The sequence below is a fragment of the Streptomyces sp. NPDC017979 genome (assembly GCF_044328175.1).
GTDB lineage: Bacteria > Actinomycetota > Actinomycetes > Streptomycetales > Streptomycetaceae > Streptomyces.
The window spans coordinates 89590-115754 of record NZ_JBIRGU010000007.1 but is presented as its reverse complement, the minus strand read 5'-3'; the positions used below and the strand labels follow the sequence as shown (position 1 = coordinate 115754).

Genomic DNA, 26165 nt, shown 5'->3' with positions numbered 1-26165 from the left:
CTGCTCAGCCGCGGTTCGGAGACTCGATGTGGGAACCAGCGGCTCTGCACGGACGTTCGTTTCAACGGGAACTGTGGAGGGGGAATCTTGTCGAGATTACGCTTCCCGCCGGCGTCTGCGGTCGGACGAGGGGCGGCCTGGTACCGCGGAGACTGCCATGTGCACTCCGTTCACTCGGACGGAGAACTCAGCCCCGCGGAGTTGGCCGTCCGGGCCCGCGCTGCCGGGCTGGACTTCATCGCGACCACGGAGCACAACTCGGCAGCGCTTCCCGGCGTCTGGGGCCATCTGGCCGCTGACGACTTCCTGATCCTGCTCGGTGAGGAAGTCACGACGACCACCGGGCACTGGCTCGCGCTCGGCACCGAACCCGGCCAGGTCGTCGACTGGAACCACCGCGTCGGCGACGGACGGATCGACCGGTGCCTGGAGCAGGTCCATCAGGCCGGGGGCCTGTGCGTGGTCGCCCACCCGCATGCGCCGTATGGGACGGGCGAGTTCATGTTCCCCCTGCGCGGCTTCGACGCAGTGGAGGTGTGGAACGGGCTGTGGACGTCGGACCGCCCCTGGAACGCCGACAACGAGGCCGCCTTGGCACAGTGGGGGCGAAGCCTCGCAGCGGACATCCGGACCGGGTCATGGCGACCGGCGATGGGCAACAGCGACACGCACTCGCCCGGGCAGATCGGCACCCCTCACACCGTGGTCCTCGCCGAGGAACTGAGCAAGGAAGCGGTCCTCGCCGCGATCGGTTCGGGCCGCAGCTGGATCGCCGAGTCCACCGACGTGCACCTGACCTTCACCGCCACGGCCGAGGGCCGGGCAGCCGGAGTGGGGGAGCGGCTCACAGCCCGGGGCGGGCAGATAGAAGTGCAGGCGGTAGTGCACGGTGTGCCGCTGGGGACCGTCAGCTTCCATACGGACCGAGGCGAGGTCCACCGCGTCTGTCTCCCCGCCACCGGTCCGGGCACGGCGCTGTGGCAAACCGACTCGGCGGACTCGATGTTCGTCCGCACCGAGGTCCGCCATCCCAATGGATACGCCGCCGCCCTCTCCAACCCGATCGTCCTGACCTGACCGGGCAGCGAATCACAGCGCGTGCCGTCCCGACTGGCCATGCGAGAGCGCAAGGCTCCTTCGAAGACCAACCGCATTCGCGCCAGGGCGTGCTGGGGGCGCACGTTGTGGTTGTCGGCGCGCAGGGCGAAGCGGACGGGGACGTGGTGCGCGGCGGCGGGGCGGGCGAGGGAACGCCCGCCCCGCGCGCGGTCAGACGAGGGCCAAGCGCCCCTGCGCAGACTTCGTCCCCTTGAAGGTGTACTTGAACTCCTTACGGACGCCGGAACCGCACGCGGACGGCCCCTTGTACGCGCCGTTGCCCGCGTTGATGCGGACCTTGGCGCACATGCCGTCCATCCTGGTGTCGTCGACCCAGCCGGTCATGACCACGTTCTTCCCGGAGCAGCGCAGGGTCCAGTGGGCTGCGCCGCCGTCGATGACGGGGGACGCGGAGTGCGGGCAGGTCGCCGCGTTCGCCGGGCCGGCGGCACCGACGGCGATGCCACCGGCGAGAACGACGGTCGACACCACGGTGGTGAGGGCCTTGCGGAGAGTGGACATGGGTGCCCCTTTCGGATGGCTTGCTGACGGGGAGCGAACCGGTCCGGTACGTGAGCTGACGGCCCGTCGTCGGGACGGACGCTCCGGAAGCGCCGGTCGCAACATCAGCATTGCCACGGCGGGGGAGTGGGGAAAGGCGATCCGGGCCGGGCGCTGACGCACATCGATGCACGCTGCATGGCAGGTCTCTGACCAGGAGTTATGGCCTGATGTAGGCAACCCGCATGGGCTCGGCGCAACGTCCGGTGGCGCGCGGCCGTGCTGGGCGGGTCAGGTGGATGCCGCGGGGAGAGGACCGGTGGCCCGCTGGTAGTCCGGCGCCTTGACGGGAGGGAGCTGCCGCACCAGCAGCGCGAGCCAGGTATCGATGTCCACCCGACCGGTCACGGGCAGGTGCTGCATCCGCTGGAAGTACTTCACGTCCTCAGCGGTCTCCGCGGTGAACTTCCCCGACACGGCCGTGCCGCCGTGGCCCACGTTGTTCAAGAGCTCCTGTGCGGCCCGCACCTCGAAGGGCTCGGAAGCGAGCCCGACCACCTTCACCAACTCCGGCCACGTCTTGGGGCCCACCTTCCCGTCCGCCGGTAGATCCTTCCCGCGCTGGAAGGCCATGACGGCGTCCCGCGTCTTCGCACCGATGTAGCCGTCGACCCGCACCTCATGGCCGTGAGAGTTCAGCAGGTACTGCACGGCACGGCCGCGGGTGTACTGGTCCTCCTTGCCCATGCGGATCAGCGGCCACGCCTCCGCGGTCCCGTCCGCGGACGCAACGGTGCCCACCACGCCGTCGGAGACGTCCGCACCCTCCCGCGCGACGAACTGCTCCTGGACGACCATGCCGGCGGCGAACGTCACCACCAGGGCAGCCGCGATCAGGGCCAGGCGGGACCACCGCCAGCGCGCTCCACCGCCAGCGCGAGGCGCGGGGAGCACCTCGTGTTCATCCGCGTCCCCCGACGGCGGGGCCTGCTCCGGGCCGACCGCGGCCGTCTGGCGGCGGGCGCTGTCCCGCAGCGCGGCGCGGCACAGTTCCCGCGCCCGTTCCAACTCCTGTGCCGGCGCACCCAACTGGACGTGGAGGGCCTCCACCACGCGCAGGGGAGCGGTCGACGGGTGGTTCGGGTTCAGATAGCGCGAGAGCGTCGTCTGATCGACCTGGAGCTTGCAGGCCAACGCCTGCTGCGTCGGCCGGGAACCTCTGGGCGGGTTTCCTGCCTCCATCCACCAACGGCGCAGTTGCAGCGCCAACTGCACCCCCACTGCTTGTTCCCGGTTTCCGTTGCCTCGTTCCTGGCCCATGTGCATGCCCTTCCCCGTTGTCCAGTGGAACTGCCGGGCCTTCGCACCGCCTGCACAGCGGGCATAACAGCAGGTCAGGTCAGTGCATCACGGGCGTACTACGGCTCCATGGCCTCGGCGGCGCCGATCGTAACGGCGCGTTCGCCGCCACCCGCCGGCCATTCGTCCGTTGCCCACCTCGACGACCCGGCTCCCAACGCTCCACGGCCTGCGCCTAAACCTGCCTCCGGGCCCGTACGCCCCGCAGGAACGAGCCGGTACCGGCACCCCCACATTCACTCGAAGGAGATGCCCGCGTCCCGAGGGACACCTTCCTCCCCGGGCCTCCATCCGCGGGTTCCCGCGGGCCTCACGCCCTTACGTCCGGCAGCCGACCTTCGACATCCGGCGGATTCAGCGCGGCTCGGTGGGATCCGGCTGCCGTGCGCGCCGTCCGGAGCGTCGAGAAGAGGGTGACGAGGGTGCTCGACGTCATTCCGGCCGCGCCCACCCACAGCGCCGCTCCCGCCCCCAGCCCGGAGCCGAGCGCGCCACCGAGGAGTCCCCCGAGAAGGGTGCCCGTCCAGGAGACGAACCGGGTCGTGGCATTCATCCGGCCCAGGAGCCCGTCCGGTGTGCTGGCCTGCTGGTAGCCGGACTGGGCCACGACGCGAATGACACCGCCCAGCGAGAGGACCACGAGCCCCGTCGCAGCCACCCATACGCTCCACCCCGGCCGCGCCAACGGCATCAACGCAGTGAGCGGGCAGGTGACCAGCGGCGCGAGCCAGATGACCGGTCCCTGACCGAACCGCTGCACGACCGCCCCGGCCGACAGCGCACCGAGCAGGGCGCCGCAGCCCATGCCCGACAGCACCAGACCGATCCCGAAGGGGTCGAGATCGATCTCCCGCTCAAGGAAGACGAGCAGCATGGCCAGGTACACGGCCAGGAAGAGGTTGAACACCGTGTCCCCGAGCGCGATGGCGCGCAAGGCGGGGCGTCGGATTACGAACGTCAGTCCCTCCCTGACCTCCCGCCGCAGAGCGGGCTTTCGGGCCGGTGACGGTTTCGGCTCCGGCTTGCGGATCGTGGTCGCAAGGAGCCCCGACAGGGCCATGCCGACGGAACTCGCCAAGAGCGTGACGGGCGCCCCCACCAGACCGACCAGCGGCCCCGCGGCCGCCGGCCCGCCGATGCTCGTCACCGAGCGCACCGCCGACAGCCGCGCGTTGCCCGCCACGACTCCGTCGCGTCCGACCAGGTGCGGAAGATAGCTCAGATACGCGACGTCGAAGAACACGGTCAACGACCCGTGCAGGAAGGCGACCGCGCCCAGCCACCAGAAGGTGAGGCACCCCGCCCACCACGCCACGGGGACGGTCGCGAGGACCAGCGCGCGAGCGAGGTCAGTGACGATCAGCACCCGTCGCTTGCGCACCCGGTCCACCCACGCCCCCGCCGGCAGCCCGACCAGGAACGAGCCCGCCGAAGTCAGCGCAGCCAGCAGCCCGACCTGCAACTCGTCCGCGTCCAGCGCCGCGATGGCGACGAGGGGCAGCACCAGAAAGACGACGCGATCCCCGAACTGCCCGAGTGCGGTCGCGGCGAAGAGCCGACCGAAGTCCGGGTCCCGTAGGAGCCCGGGACGTGCCGATGCGGACATCGAACGTCTCCTGCCATCGATGCGGAAAGGTGCACTCGTGTGCCCTCAGCGGCTACGGCCTGTCGACGCCGAACTCGTAGACCACTTCCCGGCGCCGGTCCGGGATCACGATGTCCGCCGTCTCCACGGGTCTGCCGCCGGTGTCGTAAAGGGTCCGCTCGATCCGTAGCACGAGATCCCCGACCCCGATCCCGAGCAGGTGCGCCTGCTCCCGAGTGGCCCGGGCCGGGCGCGGCACCTCGACCACCGTGTCGACGACGATGCCGATGGAGCGCATCCGCACGACCACCCCCCTGCCGGCCAGCGGCCCCTCCTCGGGCAGCACCACGGGCGTCCCACCCGTGATGCCCATCGGCTCCCAGGACTCGGAGAGCTGCACCGGCTGCCTTTCGGCGAGGAACTCGTAGTGCGTGGTGACGCACAGGTCCCCGCACCCGATGGCGAGCCGTTCAGCGATCGCGTCCGGTGCGGGCGTCCGCAGCCGGCTGTGCGCATCCCACGCGCTGGCCCGCCCGCGCTCGTTGCGCCCGACGCCGAGGGGAGACCCGTCCTCGCGCCCGTGGTTGCGGGACCGGATCAGCCGATGGCGCTCCCGCGGCTCGCGGACGTACGTTCCCGAGCCGGCGCGCCCTTCAAGAAGCCCGTCGACGATCAAACGGTCCATGGCCCTCTGCACGACGTTGCGCCCCACCCCGTACTCCTCGGCGAACCGCACCCGCGCCGGCAGCCGCTCCCCGACCTCCCACTCCCCGCCCAGCACCCGAGCACTGAGCGCATCGGCCAGGACGAGGTACGGCGCCTGCCGTGGCATCGGCTTCCTCCTGTCTCGCTCAAGCGCGACGACGGTTGGGGGGACTTCGGCAAGCTACTCCACCGGCCAAGAACTACTGGAGTAGCAGCGCACTCGCCACCGGGTCCGGCGGCCACCTCGTGCACACGAATTCGATTGCGGCGGGACCGGCGACCCCGATGAGGCACCCCCATGGACGGTGCCACTCATCAGACGGAACGGGCGCAGCCCGAAGGAGACGCCGCAGCTGGGAAACGACCCTCCCCATGGCACGCCCCGGTGGTGCTCGCGGCCCTGATGCTGGCGGTCCTCACCGTCAACACGCGGAGAACCCACCCGTCGGCCTCTTGGAACTGATCTACGAGGGCCTTCGCGTCCCCCTGCCGGACGTCGGCCTCCTCGTCACCGGTTGCGGCATGACGCTGGCTGTCGCGTCCGTGTCACTCGCCCACTTGGTGCGGGCCGTGCCCCGAAGGCACGTGCTCACGGCGCTCTTGCCGGCGGGCTGCTGTCAGCCGTGGCCTGCGCGGTACTGCTCGGCGGGCGACTTCAGTGCCACGACGAGGGGTGACGCGCGTTGCCCCGAAGGGCCCGGTTCACTCGCCCTCAAGTGCTGTCACCACTGCCGACGATGACCTCCTGAGGGGTGTCCCGTAATCCCTGGCGGGCGTGCGACGAAAGCTACGGCACCTCGCCGCGTTGTCGAAGTGTCCACATGCATCCCATAGGCGAACACCCCGGCGCCTTACGGTGCACCGCATCTGACGCCGCACGCTGATCCACCAGGGATCACGGAACACCACCCTTAGCACGATCGAAGGGCGTGGCCCAGGTCCGGGCCGTAGTTGTCCCAGCATCGGATGTCACCGGCCTGCGACTGAAGGTCGCCCAGGTACCAGTTTCCGTCGTCGGACCGCACCACGCACAGTCCATTGAGATCGATGGCGATGTCGGCCCGGAGGGGTTCGCCGTCCAGGGTGACCGTGCCGATGACGGGGAGGAGTCGGGCCTCGGGGCAGCCGGTGACGCGCTGGATGTCAGCAACGGTCCACGGTTCGGGCAGATGCCCGTCGCAGGGCTCGGCGGCGGGCAGCAGTTCCGCCACGGCGAAGCCGAGGCGCGGCCGGATCCACTCGCCATCGCGCTCGATGCCGAGCACACCGCCGAGGAACGCCATGTCGAACGTGCCGGCGATGGTGTCCCAGCGGAACGGGACACGCGAGACGTGCGACGGGAAGTCTTCCTCGTCGGTGGTTCCCAGGCCGAACGACTGCTTCGGAGCGGGGCCGTCGTCGGTGTACCGATGGGCGAAGAAGGCGGTGATCCAACCGGTCACCTTGTCGCCGCCGGACCCCGACTCCCACTTGTAGAGCGAACGCCAGAACTCCCGGTCGACGCCCCACCCCGAGGCCGTCGCACTGATCGAGTCCAGCACCGGGCGTAAGGCGGCGAACCACGGTCGCAGCCCCTCGAACCACTCTTCCAACTCCCGTACCCGGGCTGCCAGTAGCCGCCAGTCCCGGTCGGTGCCCTCCAGCCGGATCCGGGGAATGCCGCAGAGCGAGATCCATCGGAAACGGTAGTAGGGGCTGACCACGTCCATGAGCGCGACCAGCGCAGCCGTGGCATCGGCGCGGGTCGTGGTCGAGAACGCGGGCTGGAACAGATCGGCCGCCTCGTCGCCCACACGGTTCCGCAGGGGCTGTTGGACCAGGTTGATCGAGCGCTCCCAGTCCAACGGTGCCTGGTCGTCGCGGACGGCGATGGTCTGCTGGTACCCCGGTGTTTCGGTGAACAGACCTGCGTACGTATCGGAGTTCAGCCGCACGTGGACGGCCACCTCATGCACCACGGCGTACCAGAGCAGGTCGGGCGAGAGGCTCAGGGGCAGGTGCGCCGTAAAGCAAAGGTGAAGTGCCCGCAACAGGAGGCTGGAGGCGGGCTCGGCGACCTCCGGCCCGTCGCCGGACCAGCCAACGAGACCATCGGTGCTGCAGTGGTGGAAGCGCGCCTGGTCGCGGAGTACGGCCCGCAGGAAGCGCTCATTGCCGAGTTCGGTGACCTCGGAGGCGAGGCGTGTGGCCTCTGCGTCTTCAGCGAGCTGCAGATCTATCTCGAAAGCCATCCATATCCCCCTGGACCCAGGATCGGCCATGATCCTAGAAGACCGACGGCACCCTCGGCTCATTCATGTCTCCGCGCAACCGTGAAAGCGGGCCTCCTTGCCCGCCGCAAGGTGAGGTGTGAGCACGGCTCGAACAGGATGGTCGGTCCGTCGTGCAGGGGCACGCCGTCGCCGGGGATCAGAACGAGCGGTCAAGTGGCTCATTGATCATCGAAGGGGGCCTGCCGCGCAAGGAACTCCTCGAACGCTGCCCTCTGCTTCGGATCCATGAAACCCTCGCGGACTAACCGAGCCCTCTCCTGAAGCCAGTGCGCCTCGGCGGGATCCAAGAGCTCGGCGACCACCACGTTGCCGCGGGCAACCGCCGTGCGCCCTCCAACTCGACGACGAAAAAGGGTGAACGCGCCGAATTCCATCGGGTTGGCCAGTTCCGGATCCTCCGCCTCGTCTCGGCTCGTATCTCGACCGCCCTGCACCGCCGGGTACGCGGTAGAGGACCAATGTTCCCAAAGCGCCAGCGTGGCCGCGGGCACCAGCACCGCACGTTCCGCCTCTGCCCGCCACTCCCACATGAACGTGACCGTGATGGGTTCACCGATGGCCTCGGCTAACCCGAGGACTCTCTCCACCTCATCGTTGATCGGGTGACCGACTTTTACATTGATCTCAATGCCCATGGCGCTTGAGGCTACTGGCTGCCTCTGACACCACCGTGCGAGCTCTGCACGACGTCGGTCACGGCGCGCGACGGATCGGAGTCGTGGATGGGAATTGGGCTTGCCCCGGAGTCGGCTGAGTACGCCACCGTGATCCGCTCTGCCCCGGCCCCTGACGCGGGACCGATCCTCGCACTCCGAGCCGTTCGCCCGGGTGACGAACGAGTCCAATGCCATGAGCCTTCAGCACCGGTGGAGCTGAACTATGCCAACCCAGGGGAGTTCGCCGATCTTGTGGTAAGCGCGGACCGCCCATCGTCCTGCTGGCACGGCGACCGGGGCTTCATCCGGTTGTCCGTACCCACCTGGGTAGGGCACGCCTAGATCTTCACCGGCCTCGGCCGAGTCCATGAGAACGGCGGGACCATCGGTCTCCCAGATCCCGCACGATTCCCACGGTGTCTCCGGATCGCTCAGTACGGCCTCGGCGGCGGCGACCAACTCGACGTCGGAATTGCCGGCGAGCCAACGAAGGAAGACGCCTCGCTCGGGTAGATAGCAGGTGGTGGCCGGATCGTCGGCCAGCACCAGCGCGTTTACCGCACGGGGGCCCCTCAGACCGATCACGCCGGCGAACTCCTCGACCGCGCAGGCCCGGTCGTAGTCGTCCGGCCGCTCGGAGCCGCCGAGGATCACGCCGTCCTCGGTGCAGCCGCCCCACTCGTGCAACACGGATGCCGGAACGACGATCAGCGGCCCGCCCGTGGATCGCACCCACGTCAGACCGAGCTGATGGCGGATGGATTCGTTGCTAGTGCTCATGCGCTCAGCATGCCGTGGCCCCCGGATCCAGGCGACGACCGCGTCGGCGCGAGCAGTCAGCCCCGGGGCTCGTAGCTCGACGTCGTAGTGCACGAAGCCCGCATCGTCTTCGAACCGGTCGTACAGCATCACGCTGACGGACACGTGGTCCTGGCAGCGGATGGTCACACCGGGCGGGTCGTCGGCGGCGTCGTCCGGGGAGGTCATTGCGAGACGCTAAGTCAGCAACGCACCTGCCGTCACTCGGATTCACGGACGGTGAGGTCCGTTCGGAGCGCCGGGGGCCAGCAAACGGCAGGTGCAACCGAGGCACCGTTCCTCCCGCGGAGACCGAACATCAGCGGCCCCTCCGCGGCGTAGGGGGTCGTCCGCTCGCGCCGCGAGGGGCGGGGCTCACTCGGGCGACGTGGCCCCGGGCAGGTGTCTGGTGAAGTCCCACCACTGTTCGATCGTCCACACGACGACCCTGGAGCGGTCGGTTGACATCCGCAGCCACACTTCCTCACCGCCGGGCATGAGCGCCACCTCCAAGTGCGGCTCGTCCCACGTCCCCAGCGGATACATCCACTCGATGCCGTCGGGCCAGGTGCGCATCGCCACCGTTCGCACGCTCAACGCCGCGGCCATGGCGTCCAAGGCCGCGCGCGGTATCCGCACCTCCATCGGCTCACGCTCGTCCCCTGCCACCCCGGCCTCCGTCCCCGCGGCGGTGGGCGCCGCTCGCCACAGCCTGCCAGACGCGAGTGGGCAGGCGAGACCTCACCCCTTGAAGTCCGTTCTCGGGAGGCGGTGCTACGGCACGACGGGCGTCGGCGGGTGGACGCGTTGTCCCATCGGGCCGGCAACGACCGTCAACTCGGCCCACGCCGTGGGGTCCAGAGCCGCAGGCCAACCGAGGTCCGTGTGGGGGACCGGCTCCCGCTGGCCCCGGACGCGCATGAACGTCACCTGGGCGACGAAGCTCCCAGCGGCCGACCCCGCGCCGTCGCCTTCCAGCCGCGCCAGGAGGTCGTACGCGAAGGGGCTGTCCACGGGGACGACCAGGACACCGCCGGCGGCGAGTTGGTCCAGCCACGCAGGGGGGATGCGTCGGACCGAGGCCGTGGCCACGATCCGGTCGTACGGGCCGCCTTCGGCATGGCCGACCTCTCCGTCGCCGGTGATGACGAGAGGGTGGACACCGAGCTCGGCCAGGCGTTCCGTGGCGCGGGCGGCGAGCGTCGGGTCGATCTCGACCGTCACCACGTTCTCGGCCCCCACTCGGGCGGCGAGGAGCGCCGTGGTGTACCCCGTGCCGGTCCCGATCTCCAGCACCCGGTCACCAGGGCGGGGAGCGAGGTGGCGCAAGAGTTCCACGACCACGCCACTGGAGGAGATGCTGGAGGTGAAGGCGCCCGTCGCAGGCCCGGCCGGTGGTACGCGTCCGTCGTCGAGCTGCGTGATCAGGGGCGCCCCCGGTTTGTAGACGGCCTTCAGCCACGCCCGGGGCCGGACGGTTCGATCGATCAGGTTGTACCGGCCGTCCTCGCCGGGAGCCGGCCACCACACCCGGTCCGGGACGAAGTGCTCCCGCGGCACGGCGAGATACGCCTCGTGCAGCCACGCCGCCGAGCCGAACCCGCGCGGATTCCGCGCCATCTCGTCGGCACACAGCCCACGGAGCGCCGCCGCGGACACGGGCATCGTCAGTTGCCTACTCGTCGCTGTCGCTGCTGTCGTCGGGCTCAGGCAGAGGGTTCCCCGGATCCCCTGGACTGGAGTACGGACCTCCCACCTGACCGTCCCCCGACTGCCGATCGTCACCCCGGACGACGAACCCCCTGACGCCACGCTTCACGCCCTCTCCCTCCTCGCGTTACCTCGCTCGTTCGACGCCTTCACCAGCGGCGTGTCGTACGAACGCGCACGGCCCGCAGCGTAGGTCCTCGCGCCGCCCCTGGGAACCGCCCGCCGGCGGGGCGCACGTCGCACCACAGGGGCGCGTCGCACCACTGCGCACTCTCCAAGGCGGCGCTCGGCCCACCCCAGCTCAGGTCCATCGGACGCCCGACGCTCCCTGACGACCTGGCAGTCCCCTTCACTCGTTCACCGCACCCGCTGGGCGCGTCCCTTGGGGCGGCGCATTTTAGGGTGAGCCGCATGGGGTGCGTCCGAGTGGGACCGCGGTCGGACCCGGGCCGCGGCCAGTGGTCACGGCGCTCGTACGCGTTCGTGCTCTGGTACCTGCGCGTCGCTCGCCGCCAGTCTGGCGGTCACCGCCATCGTCGCGGTCCGGTACCTCGGGGTCCGGCTGTCCGCTGCCGAGTGGTCCGCGGTCGCCACGGTCTGCGCCGGTTTGGCGATGATCGCCCTGGCATCCGGACCCGAGGGCAACCGCCCCGGACCTCCGGCCCTGCGCTGGTCCCTGGTCGTCGTGGCCGCGGGCGTACTCCTCGTCGGCGCACTCGCCGGCCGGCTGCCGCAGGGACCGCGCGCCCTGGTGCTGGGCCTCGGTGCGGGTGTCGGCTTCGCCGTGGTCGAAGTCGCGGTCCGTCTGATCGACTCCCTGGCGAGCCCCCGGGTCCTCGGCAATCCGGCGCTGTACGGTCTGGCGCTCGGTGGGGTGGCCGGGTTCCTCCTGCTGACCTCCGCGTTCCAGCGCGGCTCCGTCACGGTGGCGACGGCGGGCATGGTGTTGGGCGAATCGATCGTCCCGGCACTGGCCGGCATCGCCTGGCTCGGCGACCGGCCCCGGGAAGGTCTCCAGTGGCTGGCGGGCGTGGGCTTCGTGGCGGCGGTGGCGGGAGCACTGGCCCTGACGCGGTTCGGAGCGGCGCCGACCGAGCCCCACCGGCCGCAGCCGTCGGGGCGCCGGCAGCGGTCGAACCGAGATGCCCGCCCAGGTCGATGACATGCCGTCCCAATCACGGCGTCCGTCACCGATGCATGCGGAAATTGTTCCATGCACGTTCCTTCCCGCCCGACCCGGCCGGCCCGGGGGAGGTGGCTGGCCCCGGCCGTCCGTCGAGCTGCCGTCCGGGCCTGGGCCTATGTGCGCAGCGCACCGGGCACGTACATCTGGTTGGTCGCCCTGCTCGTCACCACCGTGGTCATGCGCCAGATGTCGCCGGGGTTCGAAGACGAGTTCCTCCGGCAGCGCTCGACCAGCATCCACGAGTTGTCGACGCATCCGGTACGGGTCCTGATCTCCAGCGCCTTCTGGATCGCCGGCGGGGGTTGGCTGTCCTACGCCGTCCTGTACTCCGTCTTCCACGCCCAGGCCGAGCGCTGGCTCGGCTCCCTCCGCTGGCTGCTGGTCGCCGCCGCCGCCCATGTGCTGGCCACCTTCGTCAGCGAGGGCGCCCTGCTGTGGGCGATCCGCCACGACCTCGCACCGCAATCGGCCGTCAACACCCTCGACGTGGGGGTGAGTTATGCCCTCGCCGGTGTCGTCGCCGTACTCACCTACCGCATCGCGGCACCCTGGCGATACGGATACCTGGTGGTGGTCCTCACCGTCTACGGCATCCCCCTCGTGGCCGGCCGCACCTTCACGGACCTCGGCCACTTCACCTCGCTCCTCATCGGCCTGGCCTGCTACCCCCTCACCCGGAACCGGGGCCCCGCCTGGAATCCGAAGAGCCTGCTCTTCCGTGCCTTCGACCTCCGTCGTGACCGGCGCTCCCAGCGCTGAGACGGTGTTCCGATGCGGGGCGTCGGCACCTGCGAGCCGGCGGATTCGGCTCCGTGCTGAGTGGGGCCAGCACCACTCCCGGTGATCAGACCATGGGAATGAGGACTGCGGGCAACTCCCCGGCCCGAACGGCTTCCTGGTCGATGGACAGGCCGCAGTAATGGCCGACGGCTGTGAACACCGCCACGGGCAGCCTGGGCCCGTGCTCCTCGTAGTACGCCACCACGGCGGCTTCCTCCGCCTCGCCGACGGAAGGAAACACCGCGCCAGCGGCGTGGAGGGCTGCGTCGAGGGCCGAGCCCTCCTCGGTGTCCGTCCCGAACTCGGCCTGCCGGGGGCGCTCGTCGCCCGGCACATGGATGATCCGTCGCGGCGGACTCCACGGGTTCATGGTCAGGCAGACGATCTCTTCGCCGGGTGCGGGCCACATCGACGGCACCGATTGGAAGCCGGTGGACCACGTGGACATTCCCCAGTCCTCCAGCACGTACACCCACTCGCGGCACGTCCCGTACATCGCGCGGTTCACATCGAGCGACGGGTCGCCGGGACGCCCCGAAGGCAGGACGAGGTCCTTGCAGGGCGTGCGTGCGGCGAGTTCGTCGAGGTCGGCGCCGAGCGCGATGAGGAACTCGTCCGCGTCGACGCCGCGGGCACAGGTCAGCGATATCCGCCCGAGCATGCCAGGCATAGGCGTGGAAGTGCCCGTGGTGCTGTGTTCGCCGATCCAGGCGATTCCGTCGCTCATGCAGGTTCCTCCCCAGGTAACGGACACGGTTGCCCGGCTCCGGCCCACCAGATGCGCGTCACGACCCACCGCCGAGGCGCCCATGAGGCACCGCGCACCGGGTGGTGCCCCGCTTGTCGGCCGGCGTTGCCGTGGTGGTCAGGCGATCCAGGCGATGAGTCCGTGGCGGAGGCGGGCCGTCGTCTGGATGAAGGCGTTGAGGTCCTGGTACGCGACCGCTGCGTCATCGAGCCGGCCCTCAGGGGCGGAGTCGGCGTAGGGGTAGATTCCCGCGCTCGCGAGCTCCGCGGGGGTGACTCCCTCGACGAGACCTTCCGGGGTGATCGCTGCCATGGCCTCGGCGGCGAGCTGCACCCGCTCCGGGGTGATGGTCCGAGGAGGTCCGTAACCCCAGTCATCGGCGCCGGGCATTTCCTCCTCGCCGTGCACCACGTTCACCTCGACCCCACGACGCTTCAGCAGGTACTCCAACGCGTGCCACATCTTCCCGGTGCTGTGCAGACGCCCTCCGGGGACGGGCGTGCCGTCGCCCGGGTCCGCGGCGAGGTGCTCCTCGACGAAGTCCCAGCCCCAGTCCGGGTCCTGGATCGCCCGGCTGAGTTCGGCGGGGGCGAGGCGGGCGTGTTCTCCGATCATGCTCATGGGCGGATCGTAGAACCCGCCACTGACAGTGCGGTCGGATGCCTTCACGGCTCCGGTCCGGCCACCTACGGCTTGCGGCCGACGGCTCCCCAACCGGCTCGTACGGTGGCGGTCCCGGTGGTCGCGTCCGGCCGCCAGTTCGGCCACGACACGAGCCCCGGCTCGATCAGGTCCAGGCCCTCGAAGAAGCGGGCGATCTGCTCGGGCGGGCGGAGGATGTAGGGAATCGCACCGGTCGCGTTGTAGGCGTCCTGGGCCGCGACGTGCTCGGGCCCGTCCCCCGTGCAGTGACTCAGGGCCAGGTGGCTTCCGGACGGCAACTGCCGCATGAGCCGGTCGATGAGCCCGAGGGCCTCGTCGAAGTCCACGATGTGCCCGAGGACGTCGCAACACACCAGGGCGACGGGCCGGTTCAGATCCAGCGTCGCGGCCGCCCCCGCGAGGACCTTCGCCGTGTCCTGCATGTCGGATTCGACGTAGTGGGTGGCCCCTTGGGGCGTGCTGGTGAGGAGGGCGTCGACATGGCGGATGACGATGGGGTCGTGGTCGACGTAGACGATGCGGGCGTCGGGCGCGATGCGCTGGGCCACCTCGTGAGTGTTGTCGACCGTCGGTAGCCCGGCCCCCAAGTCGAGGAATTGACGAATTCCCGCCTCTCCCGCGAGGTAAGTGATCATGCGCCGGAGGAAGTGCCGGGATTCCTGCGCGAAGACGCGGGAGGGCGGGAACGTCCGCTCGTAGGCTTCTCCGGCTATCTGGTCGGCGGGGTAGTTGTCCTTCCCGCCGAGCCAGTAGTTCCAGACGCGAGCGGAGTGGGCGACGGATGTGTCAATGCGTCGCCGCGGGTTGTTGCCCGTCACGAATCCTCCGAGAGAAGGGGGGAGCGGGGCTCCCGGGCCAGGGGATGGGGGTTGGTACGCCTGGCTCAACAGCATGGGGCAGGCGGCACGGCGATGGTGCTGATCCGGACACCGGTGAGCCGAGGCACAGAGCAGCCACCGTCCCACTGCCCCTATCGGGTTTTCGCCCGCTCCGTGAGTGCGCCCTTGCGCAGGTCGAGGACGCGGTCGGACTGGGCGGCCAGGTGCTGGGAGTGAGTGACGACGACCACGCATTTGCCCTGGTCGTGGGCGAGTTCGCGGAAGGTGTCCGTGATGCCTTGCGCGGTGTTCTCGTCGAGGTTGCCGGTGGGTTCGTCGGCGAAGAGGATGTCGACGTCGCAGGCGATGGCGCGGGCGATGGCGACGCGTTGCTGTTGGCCGCCGGAGAGCTGAAGCACGTTGCGGGTGGCCATCGACTTGTCGAGGCCGATCTGTGCCAGCAGGTGCAGGGCGCGGTCCTTGCGGCTTCCGGTCGCCGGTGTGGCGCCGGTGATCTCCATGGCGCAGATGACGTTCTGGAGGGCGGTCATGTACGTGAGGAGGTTGTACTGCTGGAAGATCGTGGCGGCGTGCTTGTTGCGGTAGCGGTTGAGGCCCAGGGCGGTGAGGTCTCGTCCACGGAAGCTGATGGTGCCTTTGGTGGGGGTGTCGAGACCGCTGGCGAGGCTGAGCAGGGTGGTCTTGCCACTGCCTGACGGGCCGAGGATGGTGTAGAATGTCGCGCGCTCGAAGGCGTAGTTGACGTTCTTGAGGACGGCGGTCCTGCGGCGTTGGCCCACGTAGGTGTGGCTGACGTCGGTGAGACGCAGGACGGGCGGGACGGCACCAAGGACGGTGTTCACGGTGGTCATGCGCCTTTCGTGAGGATGGAGCGGGGCGTGAGGCGTAGCACGGCGCCGGCCGGGACGGCCGTGGCGAGGAGGCCGATGGCGAGGCCCACACCGCCGACGGCGGCGAGGTCGGTGGGGGAGAGCGCGACCGTGATCTCGTCGACGGGGTCGGCGTTGTCGATGGGCTCGTCGTTCCAGTCGATGCCTTGGTCCAGGCCGGTGCTGCCGGGTGCCGGGGGCTGCCAGGAGCTGATCTTCTGTTCGGCGGCGGTCGCCTCCCTGCCGAGGAGCGACTGGCCGGCCCGCTGCGTCAAGGCCGGCGCGAACAGTGAGCTGACGCCGATGGCCACGGCTGCCACGAGGACGATTTCCAGGGCCTGTTGAGCGATCAGCTTGCTCTTCTTCTCGCCCATCGCCAGCAGGACGCCGTACTCCTTCCGGCGTTGCTTGACGGCGAGGTTCGTCAGCAGGGCGAGGACCGCCGCACCAGCCAGGCCCATGAGCCACATGGCGACGGTGGCCGTGGACCGGATGCTCCTGAGCGGGCCGGTCATCTGCTGGATCGCCTTGTCGTTGGCGTCGAGTGTGAAGCCGTCGAGCGCCGCGCCCGCGACCCGCTGCGCCGCGGACTTGAACGCGTCCTGCACATCGGCGTCCTGGAGCAGGAAGGTCGCCTCGCCGACCTGGAGCGGCCCGTTCCCGCCGGTGCCGAGCGCGGCCAGGCCGCCCACCGCTCCGTACAGCATGTTGGCCGGGTTGATCCCGTACTCGGGGTCGGACTCGGTGCTGGGGCGCGGGTCGCGGTAGACGCCGGCCACGGTGAAGTCGGCCGTCGTCTTCTCGTCGTTGCCGGTCAGGGTGATCTTGGCGCCGATCGCGAGGCCGTTCTTCCGGGCCAGCCGCTCCTCGACCAGGAGCTGCTTCGTGTCCTTGTCGGCCGCGGTGAGGTGCCTACCGGACAGCAGGGTGAAGGTGCCGTTGCGGAAGTCGGGCAACAAGGAGGTGTCGAGGACGCCCATGCCCACGGTGCCGCCGGGGCCCATGGGATCGGGCTGCCCGCCGTCGACGAGGCGGAACGCGCCCTTGAGGATGGCGCGGTCCCACACCGAGTACGTGTACTTCTGCACCTGGGGCAGGGCGCCGAGCTCGTCGACGGTCGCTGCGTCGACGCGCGGTGCTTGGAGCTGCCCTCCACCACCCTCCACGTTCATGTCCATCGAGAGGTTGACCTCGGCGCCGACGGCGCGCTTGGCGTCCAGTTCGGCCCGGGCCGTCGCGTCGTCGATGAGGATGCCGGCCAGCACCATCACGGAGATGACGAGGAAGGTGGCGAAGGTGATCAGGGTGCGGCCTTTGCGGGCCCAGAGGCTGAGCCCGGCGCGTTTGACGAAGTTCATGGAGTACGACCTTCTCGGTCCGTGCCGGTTGGTGGACGTGCGGTGCCGGTGGCGCAGGGCGTGCGGTGTCGGGGCCGGCTACTCGGTGTCGGTGAGGATGGACCTCGGGTGCAGGCGGAGGATCCCGATGCCGGGGAAGACGGTGGAGACCAAGGAGATCCCGAGTCCGACGCCGGCGACCTTGCCGACGGCGGCCGGCTCGACCGCGACGGCCGCCGCGGCGATCGTTGTGCTCTGCGCACCGCCAGCCGTCGCGGACCGGCCGTCGTGGCCGCCGAGGACGGCGGCGCCCACGGGCTGCGCGGCGAGCTGCCCGCCGAGCGCGGCGAGCGCGACGGCGGGCAGGGCCACGGCCGCCACTTCCACCGTGTGCTGGCCGATCAGCTTCCACTTCTTCTCGCCCATCGCCAGCAACACCCCGAGTTCCGCACGCCGCTCACGGATCTGCAGCGTCACGATGAGGCCGAGGATCAACGCACCGGCCAGTGCGATCACCCAGACGATCAGTCCGGCGAAGACGCCCACCTGCTGGATCGGGCGCACCTGGTCCTTGTACGCCTTGTCGTTGACGCGGAAGTCGAAGCCGCCCGCGCCGAGCAGCCGCTCGGCCTCCGCGTGCAGGTGCTCGGCCTGGTCCGGAGCGCCGATCCGGTACACCACCTCGCGGACCGTCGGGCCACCGGTGGCAGCGAGCCGCTGCGCCGCGCCCACCGGTACGTACAGCGCGTTGCCGGGCAGTTCGTGCGGCGGTGCCCACACCGACGGATCCCGCGTCGGGTCCCTGAAGACGCCGACGACGGTCAGGACCGCAGTGTGCTTGCCGTCCGTCGACCGCACCCGGATGCGGCCGCCGACCGAGATGCGGTTCTCGTCGGCGAGGCGCTGCTCGATCAGCGCGACGTGGCGTTCCGCGTCCTCCGGGGTGATGCCGCGACCCGCCGTGACCTTCGTCGAGCCGTACGAGAAGGGCAGCAGCATGCCCGAGTCGCGTACGCCGTTCACGGCCAACGGGTCCGACGCCGCCTCGTGCCCCCTCTTCCCGGCTTCGGTGCCGCCCGGCTTCGGCACGTCGGACGTCAGCGGCGCGAAGCCATGCGCCCCGGCACGCACCGCGAGCTCCGGGTTGTAGCGGTTCACCAGGCGGAAGGCTCCGAGTCGATCGGCGAGCGCCGGAGTGAGTCCCTTTTGTTTGACGGTGACGTCGACGCCGATGGTCCGTTGCGCATCGGCTTCCTGGCGAGCGGCGGCGGTCTGGAGCAGGAAGCCGCCGAGCAGCAGGGTGCAGATGACGACGAAGATCGCCAGCAGGGCGGCGGTCTTGGACTTCCTGGCACCCAGACTCATCCCGGCGCGCTTGACGAAGTTCATGGCGAAGACGAAAGCAGCCCGCTGTTTGCAGCGGGATAAGCGCGTTACAGCAGCGTAAGGACCCGCCCTGATGCCGGTGTGCGTCGACTTCACCCGGGCCGCTTGCACGTGCTGCACGAACCGGCCCACCTTCTCGGCAGCAGGCTCGTGGGACCCTGCCGCTCCCTCTTATCCGGTTGCAATCGCCGCCTTGGTTCCATGGGTGCATGAGAGTCTTGGTAGCCGAGGACCACCCCGTTCTCGCCCGCACCGTCGCCACCGGCCTGCGCCGCCAGGCGATGGCCGTCGACATCGCCGTCAACGGTGCTGATGCCGAGCGGATGTGCCTGCTCACCGCCTACGACGTGTTGATCCTCGACCGTGACCTGCCGGTCATGAGCGGCGACGAGGTGTGCCGGCGGCTGGGCGAACTCACCGACCCGCCGCGGATCCTGATGCTTACCGCGGCCGGCGAGCTCACGGACAAGGTCTACGGACTCACCTCGCTCGGCGCGGACGACTACCTGACCAAGCCCTTCGACTTCACCGAACTCGTCGCCCGGGTGAGGGCTCTGAGCCGCCGCGCGCCCAAGCCGCCGCCCGCCGAGCTGAGCTTCGGCAACATCACCCTGGACGAGACACGGCACGAAGCTTGCGCCGGCGGCCGACCGCTGGAGCTGACCCCGAAGGAGTTCGCCGTACTGCACCTCCTGCTCGCGGCCGACGGTGCACCGGTGCCGCACCGCGAACTCGTCCGCACCATCTGGGACGAGCACCTCGACGTACGCACCAGCGCGGTCCGCGCCACCGTCAGCAGGCTGCGCGGCAAACTCGGCGACTCCTGTCTGATCGCCGCCGACAGGGGAGAGGGGTACCGGCTGTGCGAGTGACGCCGCGGGCGTTCCTGAGCCGGCTGCCCTTCCGAGCCCGCCTGGCCGCTGCCATCGCCGGACTCTTCCTCCTCGCCGGCATCGCGCTGCTCACCTTCGTGGTCCTCCTCGCGCGTTACGGGACGGCCCAGCAGGCCGAGGGGATATCGGTGACGTACGGCGACACGTCGTCCAGCCCTGCGACGCCCTTCGAACCCGTACACCCCGTCCGGCCGGATCGCTCCACCCCGGCGGCCCACGACGTCGCGATGATCGAGAAGCTCGAACAGAGCGTGCAGGCCGTCCAGGACACCGCACTGCGGCAGATGGTGCTGTGGTCCGCGGTGGGGCTCGTGGTGATGGCCCAGGTGGCAGGGTTGATCGGCTGGTGGCTCGCAGGACGGGCACTTCGCCCCGTCGCCTCCATGACCGAAGCCGCCCGACGCATCAGCGAACAGAACCTCCACCAGCGCCTGTCACTGACCGGCTCCGACGACGAACTCCACCGGCTCGCCGACACCTTCGACACCATGCTCGACCGGCTGGAGCGCGCCTTCGAGAGCCAACGTCGATTCGTCGCCAACGCTTCCCACGAGCTCAAGACCCCCCTCGCCGCCCAGCGCACCACCCTTCAGGTCGGCCTCGCCGACCCCCTCCCGGCCGGCCTCGTCGACGTCCGCGAGGACCTCCTCACCACCAACCACGAAGCCGAGCAACTCATCAACGCGCTCCTGCTCCTCGCGCGCAGCGACCGCGGACTCGACGAGACCGAAAGCGTGGACCTCACCACCACCGCCCGACTGGTGACGACCGAACTCGCCCCGCAGGCATCCGCCCACGGCGTACGCATCGACCTGCGCGCCGACACCCCGCTGGTCGTCCGCGGCGACGCCGTTCTGCTGCGCCACCTCTTGACGAACGTGGTCCGCAACGCCGTCCAGTACAACCGCCCCGGCGGCCACGTACACCTGCGCTTCGACGCCGCCACCGTGACGGTGACCAACTCCGGTGCGCGCGTGCCCGCTGAACGGATCCCCGACCTGTTCGAGCCCTTCCGCCGCCTCCACGCGGATCGCACCGCCGCCACCGGCCACGGCCTGGGACTGTCCATCGCCGCCTCCATCGCCGGGGCCCACCACGCCGCACTGACGGCACGACCGGGCCCCGAGGGCGGACTCGCCGTCACCCTGCGCTTCCCCCGGACTCCGGACGGCTCAGCCGACGTCCTTGAGGCCACGCAAGAGTGAGCGAAATCACCCCCCGACGTGGTCACCCACGTCCGCTAGGGTCGACTTAGATCCGCCCTGAACTGGGATTTTGCGTCGGTCGCAGCGATGTGATCGCCGCGGGTCTGGCCTTTCCTGGAGATTGCATGACCGATCTAGCTTTTCGCTCTGCCGGTCGGCTCGCTGCCGCCGTCGCGGCGAAGGAGGTGTCGAGCGTCGAGTTGCTCGACCACTACCTCGCCCGAATGGAGCGGCTCGATCCGAAGGTGAACGCCATCGTCGCCCGGGACGAGGAGGGTGCGAGAGCCGCGGCACTGGCGGCCGACCGCGCGGTCTCCCGCGGCGAGTCACTCGGCCGCCTGCACGGCGTCCCCGTGACGATCAAAGACAGTCTTGAGGTTGCGGGCATGCGGACCACCGGAGGTTCGGCCCGCTGGGGGGCGCACGTCTCGACGAGCGACGCCGAGTCGGTCGCACGGCTGAAGAACGCCGGAGCGATCGTGTTCGGCAAGTCCAACCTGCCGGCCGACGCCCGCGACTGGCAGACCTACAACGAAATCTACGGAACCACGAACAATCCGTGGGACCCGACCCGCGGACCCGGCGGGTCGTCCGGCGGGTCCGCCGCGGCAGTCGCCGCGGGGCTGACCGGCCTGGAGCTCGGCGGCGACACGGCGGGCTCGATTCGGGTGCCTGCCCACTTCTGCGGCGTGTACGGGCTGCGCCCGTCGTTCGGAATCGTGCCGAGGTACGGCAGCGTCTCGGGACACGCCCCCGGGACGCTGGCCGACTTCGACATGGCGGTCCTCGGCCCGCTCGGCAGGCACGCCGACGACCTCGACCTGGGTCTCGACGTCCTCGCAGGAGCAGACCACGACCGCGCTCCCGCGTGGCGGCTGGAGCTGCCCGCCGCCAGGGCGGGCACTCTGCGGGAGTTCCGGGTCGCGGCGTGGCTCGACGACCCGTTCTGCCCCGTCGACGGCGAGTTGGTCGCGATCATGCAGGCGGCGTTGGAGGCGGTACGGGCCGAGGGCGCCGCCGTGGTGGAGGCCGGGGGACCGGTCGGGCTCGAAGAGACCACGGCGCTCTACCAGCCGTTGCTGATGGCGCAGAGCGGGCTGGTCGAGTCGGACGAGTCGTATGCCGGGCTGGTGGAGCTCGCCGCGGCGGAAGGGGCCGCGGGCGGGTCCGCGTCGGAGCAGACGGTCAGCTTCCGCGACTGGCACGCGCTCGACGAACGTCGGCAACACTCCCGCCGACGCTGGGCCGAGTTCTTCCGCGACGTCGACGTGCTCCTCTGCCCGGTGAGTCCCACGGCTGCCTTCGCCCACGATCAGCGACCCGATCCCGACTCGTCGGTTCGAACACTGCGGGTCAACGGCGCCGACCGGCCGTACAGCGAGATGTTCACGTGGATGGCGACGTCGGCGCTCAACCACCTGCCCGCGGCGGTGGCCCCCGTCGGGACGACCCGGGACGGGCTTCCGGTCGGCATCCAGGTGATCGCGCCCTACCTGCACGACCGCACCGCGGTCCAGTTCGTGCGGTGCCTGGCGGAGGTCATCGGCGGGTTCCGCCGTCCGCCGGGATTCTGAGTGCGCCACCGGGCCGTCGGCCCGTGAAATGGCGGGGTGACCCGGTCGCCGCCCGGACCGCGACGGCCACGGCCTCGACGTCGACGCCGGGTCACCTCCCGCACCAGCGCTTCTTCCTCGTACGTGTCCGGTCTCCGGAGTTGCGGTGACCGCACGCCCTCGCGGTCCGGCCGGCCGGCGCAATCCGTCCGGCCGGTCGCGCCGTGCGTCGCGAACCCGCGCTGCCACGCCGGTCCCGACACCGCGACAGGCGGCCATGGCTCCGTGGCATTTCGCGAAAGGCGAGCTTCCAAGCGCGACTGCTACCCGGGAGTACGAGCACCGAGTACGCGAGGGATGACCGTTCGGGCACGACGAGAACGGCCTTGTCACGGAACTGTCCTGGCGCCGTCTCAACTGGGCTGCACCAGCACGTTTCCCGATCCGTGGGCGTCACCCGGATGGCGTAAGCTGCCGAAGCGCGGCCGGCGGAAGAGGAGTTCCGGTGCGCGAGCCCCCGTACATGCCGTGCGTCTCGCACTGAACGGCGCATCAGGAGGTGGCCGGTTCTCGTGGACATCCGTGACGGTTCCCCCCTGCGGTACAGCCTGCTCGGCCCCGTGGAGGTGCAGCGCGGTGCCACCGCACTCGATTTGGGGCCCCGGCAGCGCCGGGTGCTGCTGACCCGTCTGCTGATCGAGGACGGGCACCCGGTCTCGCTCACCCGGATCTGTCGCGACTTGTGGGAGGGGGAGCAGCCGACGGCCGCCGCGTCCTCGGTGCGCGCGCACGTCAGCCGACTGCGTTCGGCGCTCGACCCGGGGCGTCGTGGCCGCTCCGACGTCCTCGTCAGCAGCCGGGACGGCTACGCCCTGCGGATTCCCCGTGAGGCGCGGGACACCACCGTCTTCGAAGAGTCCGTCTTAGCCGCCCGCACCGCGGTGCACGCAGGGCACCTGGACCAGGCCGGACAGCGGCTCGACCGGGCGCTCGGGCTGTGGCGCGGCCCGGCCCTCGGCGAGGCGGCCGACCACTCCTTCGCGCTACGGGAGAAGGCCCGGCTCAACGCTGCCCGCCAGGACGCCCTGGAGCTCCAGGTCACCATCTTGATCAAACAGGCCGACGTGGACCGAGCGGTGCCCGCTGCCGTGCGACTCACCGCCGACGCCCCTCTGCGCGAGACGTCCTGGGCGCTGCTGATGCGCGCGCTGTACGCAGCCGGGCGCCCGGTGGAAGCGCTGCGCCAGTACGAGCGGTTCCGCTCCCTGCTCGCGTGCGAGTTGGGACTGGACCCCAGCCCGGGACTGCGCGACCTGCACATGGCCGTGCTGAGGCACGACACCGACGTCCTGGGCCCGGCGCTCGGCGTCCCCGGGCCGCAGCGGCTGACCACCGTCCCGTCGGCCCTGTCGTCCCCCAGGCCGCGCTTGGTGGGGCGGGCCGAGGAACTGGCCCAACTCGACGGGCTGCTGCAAGCCGTGGCCGCAGGCGGCACCCAGTGGGCGGTGATCTCCGGCGAGGCGGGCTCCGGCAAGACCCGGCTGCTGGACGAAGCGGCGGACCGCGCCGCCGACATGGGGCTGCCCGTGGTCCGCGTTCGGGGCGGCCGTACGGGCGACGCCGGCCAAGGAGCCGCGCCGTCGTGCCCGGTGGTGCGGCTCCTGGACGCACTGGTGCGGCGGGCACCCAAGGAGAGCGGTCACGGCGAGGCGGCGGCAACGCATCCGGATCCCGTGGAGGCGCTCGCCCGCGAGTTGGGCCGGGCGCCCGTGCTGTGCCAACTGGACGACCTGGACGGGGCCGCCCCGGAGAGCTACGTACGGCTGCGACGGCTCGCCGCGCTGCTGCGGGACACTCCGACGGCCGTGATGTGCACCCTGCGGGACACCGGGACGCCGCAGGTCAGCGGCTTGCTCGCGGACTTGGCCCGGCACGGCACGGCCTGGCTGCACCTGGAGCCGCTGACCGGCGACGACGTGGCCGAGTTGCTCACCGCGCGCGGGGAGGACCCGGCGGAGGCCACCGCCCTGCACCGGCGCTCCGCGGGCAATCCGTTCGTCCTGACGGAGTTGCTACGGCTGGCGCCCGGTCGGCGCACCGGGCCCGGTGCCCGGGTGCCGACCGCGGTGGGCGCCATCGTCCACGCCCGGCTGGCCGGACTGACCGCACCAGCCCGTTCCGTCCTCACCCACACCGCCGTCGACGGCGGACGGCTGGACCTCGGGCTCCTCGCCGGGGTCCCGGGCATGACCCCCGATCGGCTGCCGGCCCTGGTCGACGACGCCGTCACCGCCGGACTGCTCGTCTGGCACCCGGACGACGGAGATCCGTTCGCCGGGCACTACCGCCTCCCCGAACTCGTCCGGGAGGTGCTGCTCGACGCCCTCACGCCCTCCGGGCGGCAACTCCTGCACGCCGCGCTGGCCCGCGCCCTGACCGAACGCGACGACACCGACCCGACCCGGCTCGCAGGGCACCTCCGGGCGGCGGGCCCCCTGGCGCCGGTGCCGTCGACCGCCCCGGCCGCTCAGCGGGGTTCTCCTCGGAGCACGGGCCGGGACGGACCCTGACCCGAGCACCGATCCGAACCCTCCCACCCTCGTATCCGCATCACCCCGGGGCAGCGCCTCCGGGACCAGAGGAGAAGTACATGTCCGACCAGCAGAAGGCATCGGGCGAGCCCTCCAACCAGTCGGCGGAATCCGCCGCCCCCGAAGCCGCAGAGGAGAGGCGAGCCGCGAACGCCCCGGAACCCGGTGCCGGGGAGCCGGCCCGCTCCGCCGGGAGCCCGCGCGGACCGGAGTCCCGGAGCACCGAGTCCGGTGCCCCGGGGGCCGATCGGGCGGAAGGCGACGACGCCGGCAAGGCCGGGGCCGCTCAGCAGACCGCGACCGCCGAGACCTCCGAAGCGGCTGCGAAGCCCGATGAGCCCGAGAACACGGCGGAGCCCGACGCCGCCGTACGGGCCGAGGTCGAGGGCGCCCCCCAGGGCGCCGCGGCCGGAGCGGCGAACAGCACCACCGCCACCGCCAGCGCCGGCGGGGCGCGGCAGGCGGCCGGTGCGTCCCGGACCCGCGAGGGACGCCGGGGCCTCGCCGCCGCTGCCGGGTCCGGCGGCGACGCGGCCGCCCCCGACGCCGGCGCGCCCGGCCGCCCCGGCAAGCCGGTGCTGGCCGGCGCAGCCATGGTCGGCGCCATCCTGGTCGCCGTTCCGCTGCTCATCATGGCGACGGGCAAGGACGAGGAGAAGCAGACCGTCAAAGCCGGGGCGGCCGAGAACGTCCTGAAGGACGAGGACGACCCGGCCGGTGACTTCGTGGCCGAGTCGCCCCCGCCCTCGCCGACGAAGTCCGCACCGGCGAAGGACAAGGGCAAGGACGCGAGCGGGGCGAAGGCCGACCAGAAGAAGGCGGACCCGCCCGTCGGCGCGGCCGCCCCGCCCAGCCCGTCGACCCGTGCGGTGGAGCAGAAGGCGGCGGAGCCGAAGAAGAAGGTGCCGCCGAGCAATCTGCCGGCGGTGCTGACCCGGGTGCTCATCAAGAACAACACCAACGGCACCTGCGTGGACATCCCCGGCTACTCCAGCGGGCGCCCGGACACCGAGGTCCACCACTTCACCTGCAACAACAGCAGCACCGGTGACAACCAGCTCTGGAACGTGGAGCAGCGCTACGCATCGGCCGGGCCCGGCGGGACGCCGCTGTTCCAGATCCGCAACGTGATGGACAGCATGTGCCTGGACCTCCCCGGCAACGGGGGCGTCGGGCCGGCCACCAAGGTCACCGAGTACCCCTGCAACGGCACCACCAAGGACAACCAGCTCTGGTGGCTGGACAAGCAGGCGGACGGAAAGTTCTGGATCCGCAACGCCGCCAGCAACAACATGTGCCTGGACTCCTACAGCCGCAGCGACAAGGAGCGCCAACTCATCGTCTGGCCCTGCGCGCCCGAGGGCCAGAACAACCACGAGTGGATCTTCACCCGTTCCTGAGCGGACCGCGGTGCGGGGCGGGCCCGGGTC

At 70.7% G+C, this 26165-nt stretch carries 22 protein-coding genes and 1 pseudogene; 8 read left to right on the top strand and 15 right to left on the bottom strand.

Annotation, left to right across the window (positions count from 1 at the left end; genetic code table 11):
• The first annotated feature begins 87 nt into the window (after nucleotides 1-87).
• Entirely contained in the window at nucleotides 88-1077 is a 990-nt protein-coding gene (locus ACH4E8_RS19955) for a CehA/McbA family metallohydrolase (RefSeq protein ID WP_398449929.1), read from the top strand.
• Nucleotides 1078-1269: 192 nt separating this feature from the next.
• On the opposite strand, the gene ACH4E8_RS19950 is transcribed toward ACH4E8_RS19955, so the two are convergent.
• From ACH4E8_RS19950 to ACH4E8_RS19910, 9 genes are all read right to left on the bottom strand, one after another.
• Nucleotides 1270-1620 (bottom strand): hypothetical protein, encoded by a 351-nt coding sequence (locus ACH4E8_RS19950; protein WP_398449927.1) that lies wholly within the window; start codon nucleotides 1618-1620, stop codon nucleotides 1270-1272.
• Between the two features lie 270 nt (nucleotides 1621-1890).
• A complete protein-coding gene (locus ACH4E8_RS19945) occupies nucleotides 1891-2919 on the bottom strand; it encodes a peptidoglycan-binding protein (protein ID WP_398449926.1) in 1029 nt (342 codons plus the stop codon).
• Nucleotides 2920-3268: 349 nt separating this feature from the next.
• On the bottom strand, nucleotides 3269-4564 hold the full coding sequence (locus ACH4E8_RS19940; protein WP_398449924.1) for an MFS transporter: 1296 nt from the start codon (nucleotides 4562-4564) through the stop codon (nucleotides 3269-3271).
• 52 nt (nucleotides 4565-4616) lie between these two features.
• Nucleotides 4617-5375, bottom strand: a complete 759-nt coding sequence (locus tag ACH4E8_RS19935) for a GntR family transcriptional regulator (RefSeq protein WP_398449922.1) — start codon at nucleotides 5373-5375, stop codon at nucleotides 4617-4619.
• Between the two features lie 784 nt (nucleotides 5376-6159).
• Complete coding sequence (locus tag ACH4E8_RS19930; protein ID WP_398449920.1) at nucleotides 6160-7479, bottom strand: DUF4419 domain-containing protein; 1320 nt, start codon at nucleotides 7477-7479, stop codon at nucleotides 6160-6162.
• A gap of 200 nt (nucleotides 7480-7679) precedes the next feature.
• Nucleotides 7680-8156: a hypothetical protein gene (locus ACH4E8_RS19925; RefSeq protein ID WP_398449918.1), complete on the bottom strand. Its 477-nt coding sequence runs from the start codon at nucleotides 8154-8156 to the stop codon at nucleotides 7680-7682.
• A 222-nt stretch (nucleotides 8157-8378) separates the two neighbouring features.
• The gene (locus ACH4E8_RS19920; RefSeq protein WP_398449916.1) at nucleotides 8379-9164 is read right to left on the bottom strand and encodes an Imm21 family immunity protein; all 786 of its coding nucleotides are present in this window, start codon (nucleotides 9162-9164) and stop codon (nucleotides 8379-8381) included.
• A 186-nt stretch (nucleotides 9165-9350) separates the two neighbouring features.
• Nucleotides 9351-9644 carry a hypothetical protein gene (locus tag ACH4E8_RS19915; protein WP_398449914.1) on the bottom strand — a complete coding sequence of 98 codons (294 nt, stop codon included), beginning with the start codon at nucleotides 9642-9644 and terminating at the stop codon, nucleotides 9351-9353.
• A 105-nt stretch (nucleotides 9645-9749) separates the two neighbouring features.
• A complete protein-coding gene (locus ACH4E8_RS19910) occupies nucleotides 9750-10640 on the bottom strand; it encodes a methyltransferase domain-containing protein (RefSeq protein WP_398449912.1) in 891 nt (296 codons plus the stop codon).
• Between the two features lie 544 nt (nucleotides 10641-11184).
• Between ACH4E8_RS19910 and ACH4E8_RS19905 the strand changes: the two are divergent.
• Nucleotides 11185-11847: pseudogene (locus tag ACH4E8_RS19905) on the top strand (hypothetical protein); the annotation flags it as partial.
• Nucleotides 11848-11898: 51 nt separating this feature from the next.
• Nucleotides 11899-12630: a rhomboid-like protein gene (locus tag ACH4E8_RS19900; protein WP_398449910.1), complete on the top strand. Its 732-nt coding sequence runs from the start codon at nucleotides 11899-11901 to the stop codon at nucleotides 12628-12630.
• Nucleotides 12631-12715: 85 nt separating this feature from the next.
• Here ACH4E8_RS19900 and ACH4E8_RS19895 read toward each other — a convergent pair whose 3' ends face one another.
• From ACH4E8_RS19895 to ACH4E8_RS19870, 6 genes are all read right to left on the bottom strand, one after another.
• Nucleotides 12716-13378 (bottom strand): hypothetical protein, encoded by a 663-nt coding sequence (locus tag ACH4E8_RS19895; protein WP_398449908.1) that lies wholly within the window; start codon nucleotides 13376-13378, stop codon nucleotides 12716-12718.
• A 138-nt stretch (nucleotides 13379-13516) separates the two neighbouring features.
• Nucleotides 13517-14020 carry a YfbM family protein gene (locus ACH4E8_RS19890; protein ID WP_398449906.1) on the bottom strand — a complete coding sequence of 168 codons (504 nt, stop codon included), beginning with the start codon at nucleotides 14018-14020 and terminating at the stop codon, nucleotides 13517-13519.
• A 65-nt stretch (nucleotides 14021-14085) separates the two neighbouring features.
• A complete protein-coding gene (locus ACH4E8_RS19885) occupies nucleotides 14086-14880 on the bottom strand; it encodes an SAM-dependent methyltransferase (RefSeq protein ID WP_398449904.1) in 795 nt (264 codons plus the stop codon).
• A gap of 152 nt (nucleotides 14881-15032) precedes the next feature.
• On the bottom strand, nucleotides 15033-15752 hold the full coding sequence (locus ACH4E8_RS19880) for an ABC transporter ATP-binding protein (RefSeq protein WP_398449902.1): 720 nt from the start codon (nucleotides 15750-15752) through the stop codon (nucleotides 15033-15035).
• Nucleotides 15749-17128, bottom strand: coding sequence for an ABC transporter permease (locus ACH4E8_RS19875; protein ID WP_398449900.1), 1380 nt, complete (start codon nucleotides 17126-17128; stop codon nucleotides 15749-15751). The genes ACH4E8_RS19880 and ACH4E8_RS19875 overlap by 4 nt, the downstream gene beginning before the upstream one ends.
• A 78-nt stretch (nucleotides 17129-17206) precedes the next feature.
• The gene (locus ACH4E8_RS19870; RefSeq protein WP_398449898.1) at nucleotides 17207-18496 is read right to left on the bottom strand and encodes an ABC transporter permease; all 1290 of its coding nucleotides are present in this window, start codon (nucleotides 18494-18496) and stop codon (nucleotides 17207-17209) included.
• A gap of 206 nt (nucleotides 18497-18702) precedes the next feature.
• Here ACH4E8_RS19870 and ACH4E8_RS19865 point away from each other — a divergent pair, with 206 nt between their 5' ends.
• The 5 genes from ACH4E8_RS19865 (at nucleotide 18703) to ACH4E8_RS19845 (ending at nucleotide 26135) form a co-directional block, all read left to right on the top strand.
• A complete protein-coding gene (locus ACH4E8_RS19865; protein WP_398449896.1) occupies nucleotides 18703-19365 on the top strand; it encodes a response regulator transcription factor in 663 nt (220 codons plus the stop codon).
• Nucleotides 19356-20591 (top strand): sensor histidine kinase, encoded by a 1236-nt coding sequence (locus ACH4E8_RS19860; protein ID WP_398449894.1) that lies wholly within the window; start codon nucleotides 19356-19358, stop codon nucleotides 20589-20591. Before ACH4E8_RS19865 ends, ACH4E8_RS19860 begins: the two co-directional genes overlap by 10 nt.
• A gap of 125 nt (nucleotides 20592-20716) precedes the next feature.
• Nucleotides 20717-22165 carry an amidase gene (locus ACH4E8_RS19855; RefSeq protein ID WP_398449893.1) on the top strand — a complete coding sequence of 483 codons (1449 nt, stop codon included), beginning with the start codon at nucleotides 20717-20719 and terminating at the stop codon, nucleotides 22163-22165.
• A gap of 551 nt (nucleotides 22166-22716) precedes the next feature.
• Entirely contained in the window at nucleotides 22717-24714 is a 1998-nt protein-coding gene (locus ACH4E8_RS19850; protein WP_398449891.1) for a BTAD domain-containing putative transcriptional regulator, read from the top strand.
• 80 nt (nucleotides 24715-24794) lie between these two features.
• A complete protein-coding gene (locus tag ACH4E8_RS19845) occupies nucleotides 24795-26135 on the top strand; it encodes an RICIN domain-containing protein (RefSeq protein WP_398449889.1) in 1341 nt (446 codons plus the stop codon).
• Nucleotides 26136-26165 lie beyond the last annotated feature (30 nt).

Coding starts and splice junctions, on each gene's coding strand:
- ACH4E8_RS19950 (WP_398449927.1), bottom strand. CDS start 1,620: ATGTCCACTCTCCGCAAGGCCCTCACCACCGTGGTGTCGACCGTCGTT.
- ACH4E8_RS19945 (WP_398449926.1), bottom strand. CDS start 2,919: ATGGGCCAGGAACGAGGCAACGGAAACCGGGAACAAGCAGTGGGGGTG.
- ACH4E8_RS19940 (WP_398449924.1), bottom strand. CDS start 4,564: ATGTCCGCATCGGCACGTCCCGGGCTCCTACGGGACCCGGACTTCGGT.
- ACH4E8_RS19935 (WP_398449922.1), bottom strand. CDS start 5,375: ATGCCACGGCAGGCGCCGTACCTCGTCCTGGCCGATGCGCTCAGTGCT.
- ACH4E8_RS19930 (WP_398449920.1), bottom strand. CDS start 7,479: ATGGCTTTCGAGATAGATCTGCAGCTCGCTGAAGACGCAGAGGCCACA.
- ACH4E8_RS19925 (WP_398449918.1), bottom strand. CDS start 8,156: ATGGGCATTGAGATCAATGTAAAAGTCGGTCACCCGATCAACGATGAG.
- ACH4E8_RS19920 (WP_398449916.1), bottom strand. CDS start 9,164: ATGACCTCCCCGGACGACGCCGCCGACGACCCGCCCGGTGTGACCATC.
- ACH4E8_RS19910 (WP_398449912.1), bottom strand. CDS start 10,640: ATGCCCGTGTCCGCGGCGGCGCTCCGTGGGCTGTGTGCCGACGAGATG.
- ACH4E8_RS19900 (WP_398449910.1), top strand. CDS start 11,899: ATGCACGTTCCTTCCCGCCCGACCCGGCCGGCCCGGGGGAGGTGGCTG.
- ACH4E8_RS19895 (WP_398449908.1), bottom strand. CDS start 13,378: ATGAGCGACGGAATCGCCTGGATCGGCGAACACAGCACCACGGGCACT.
- ACH4E8_RS19890 (WP_398449906.1), bottom strand. CDS start 14,020: ATGAGCATGATCGGAGAACACGCCCGCCTCGCCCCCGCCGAACTCAGC.
- ACH4E8_RS19880 (WP_398449902.1), bottom strand. CDS start 15,752: ATGACCACCGTGAACACCGTCCTTGGTGCCGTCCCGCCCGTCCTGCGT.
- ACH4E8_RS19875 (WP_398449900.1), bottom strand. CDS start 17,128: ATGAACTTCGTCAAACGCGCCGGGCTCAGCCTCTGGGCCCGCAAAGGC.
- ACH4E8_RS19870 (WP_398449898.1), bottom strand. CDS start 18,496: ATGAACTTCGTCAAGCGCGCCGGGATGAGTCTGGGTGCCAGGAAGTCC.
- ACH4E8_RS19865 (WP_398449896.1), top strand. CDS start 18,703: ATGAGAGTCTTGGTAGCCGAGGACCACCCCGTTCTCGCCCGCACCGTC.
- ACH4E8_RS19855 (WP_398449893.1), top strand. CDS start 20,717: ATGACCGATCTAGCTTTTCGCTCTGCCGGTCGGCTCGCTGCCGCCGTC.
- ACH4E8_RS19845 (WP_398449889.1), top strand. CDS start 24,795: ATGTCCGACCAGCAGAAGGCATCGGGCGAGCCCTCCAACCAGTCGGCG.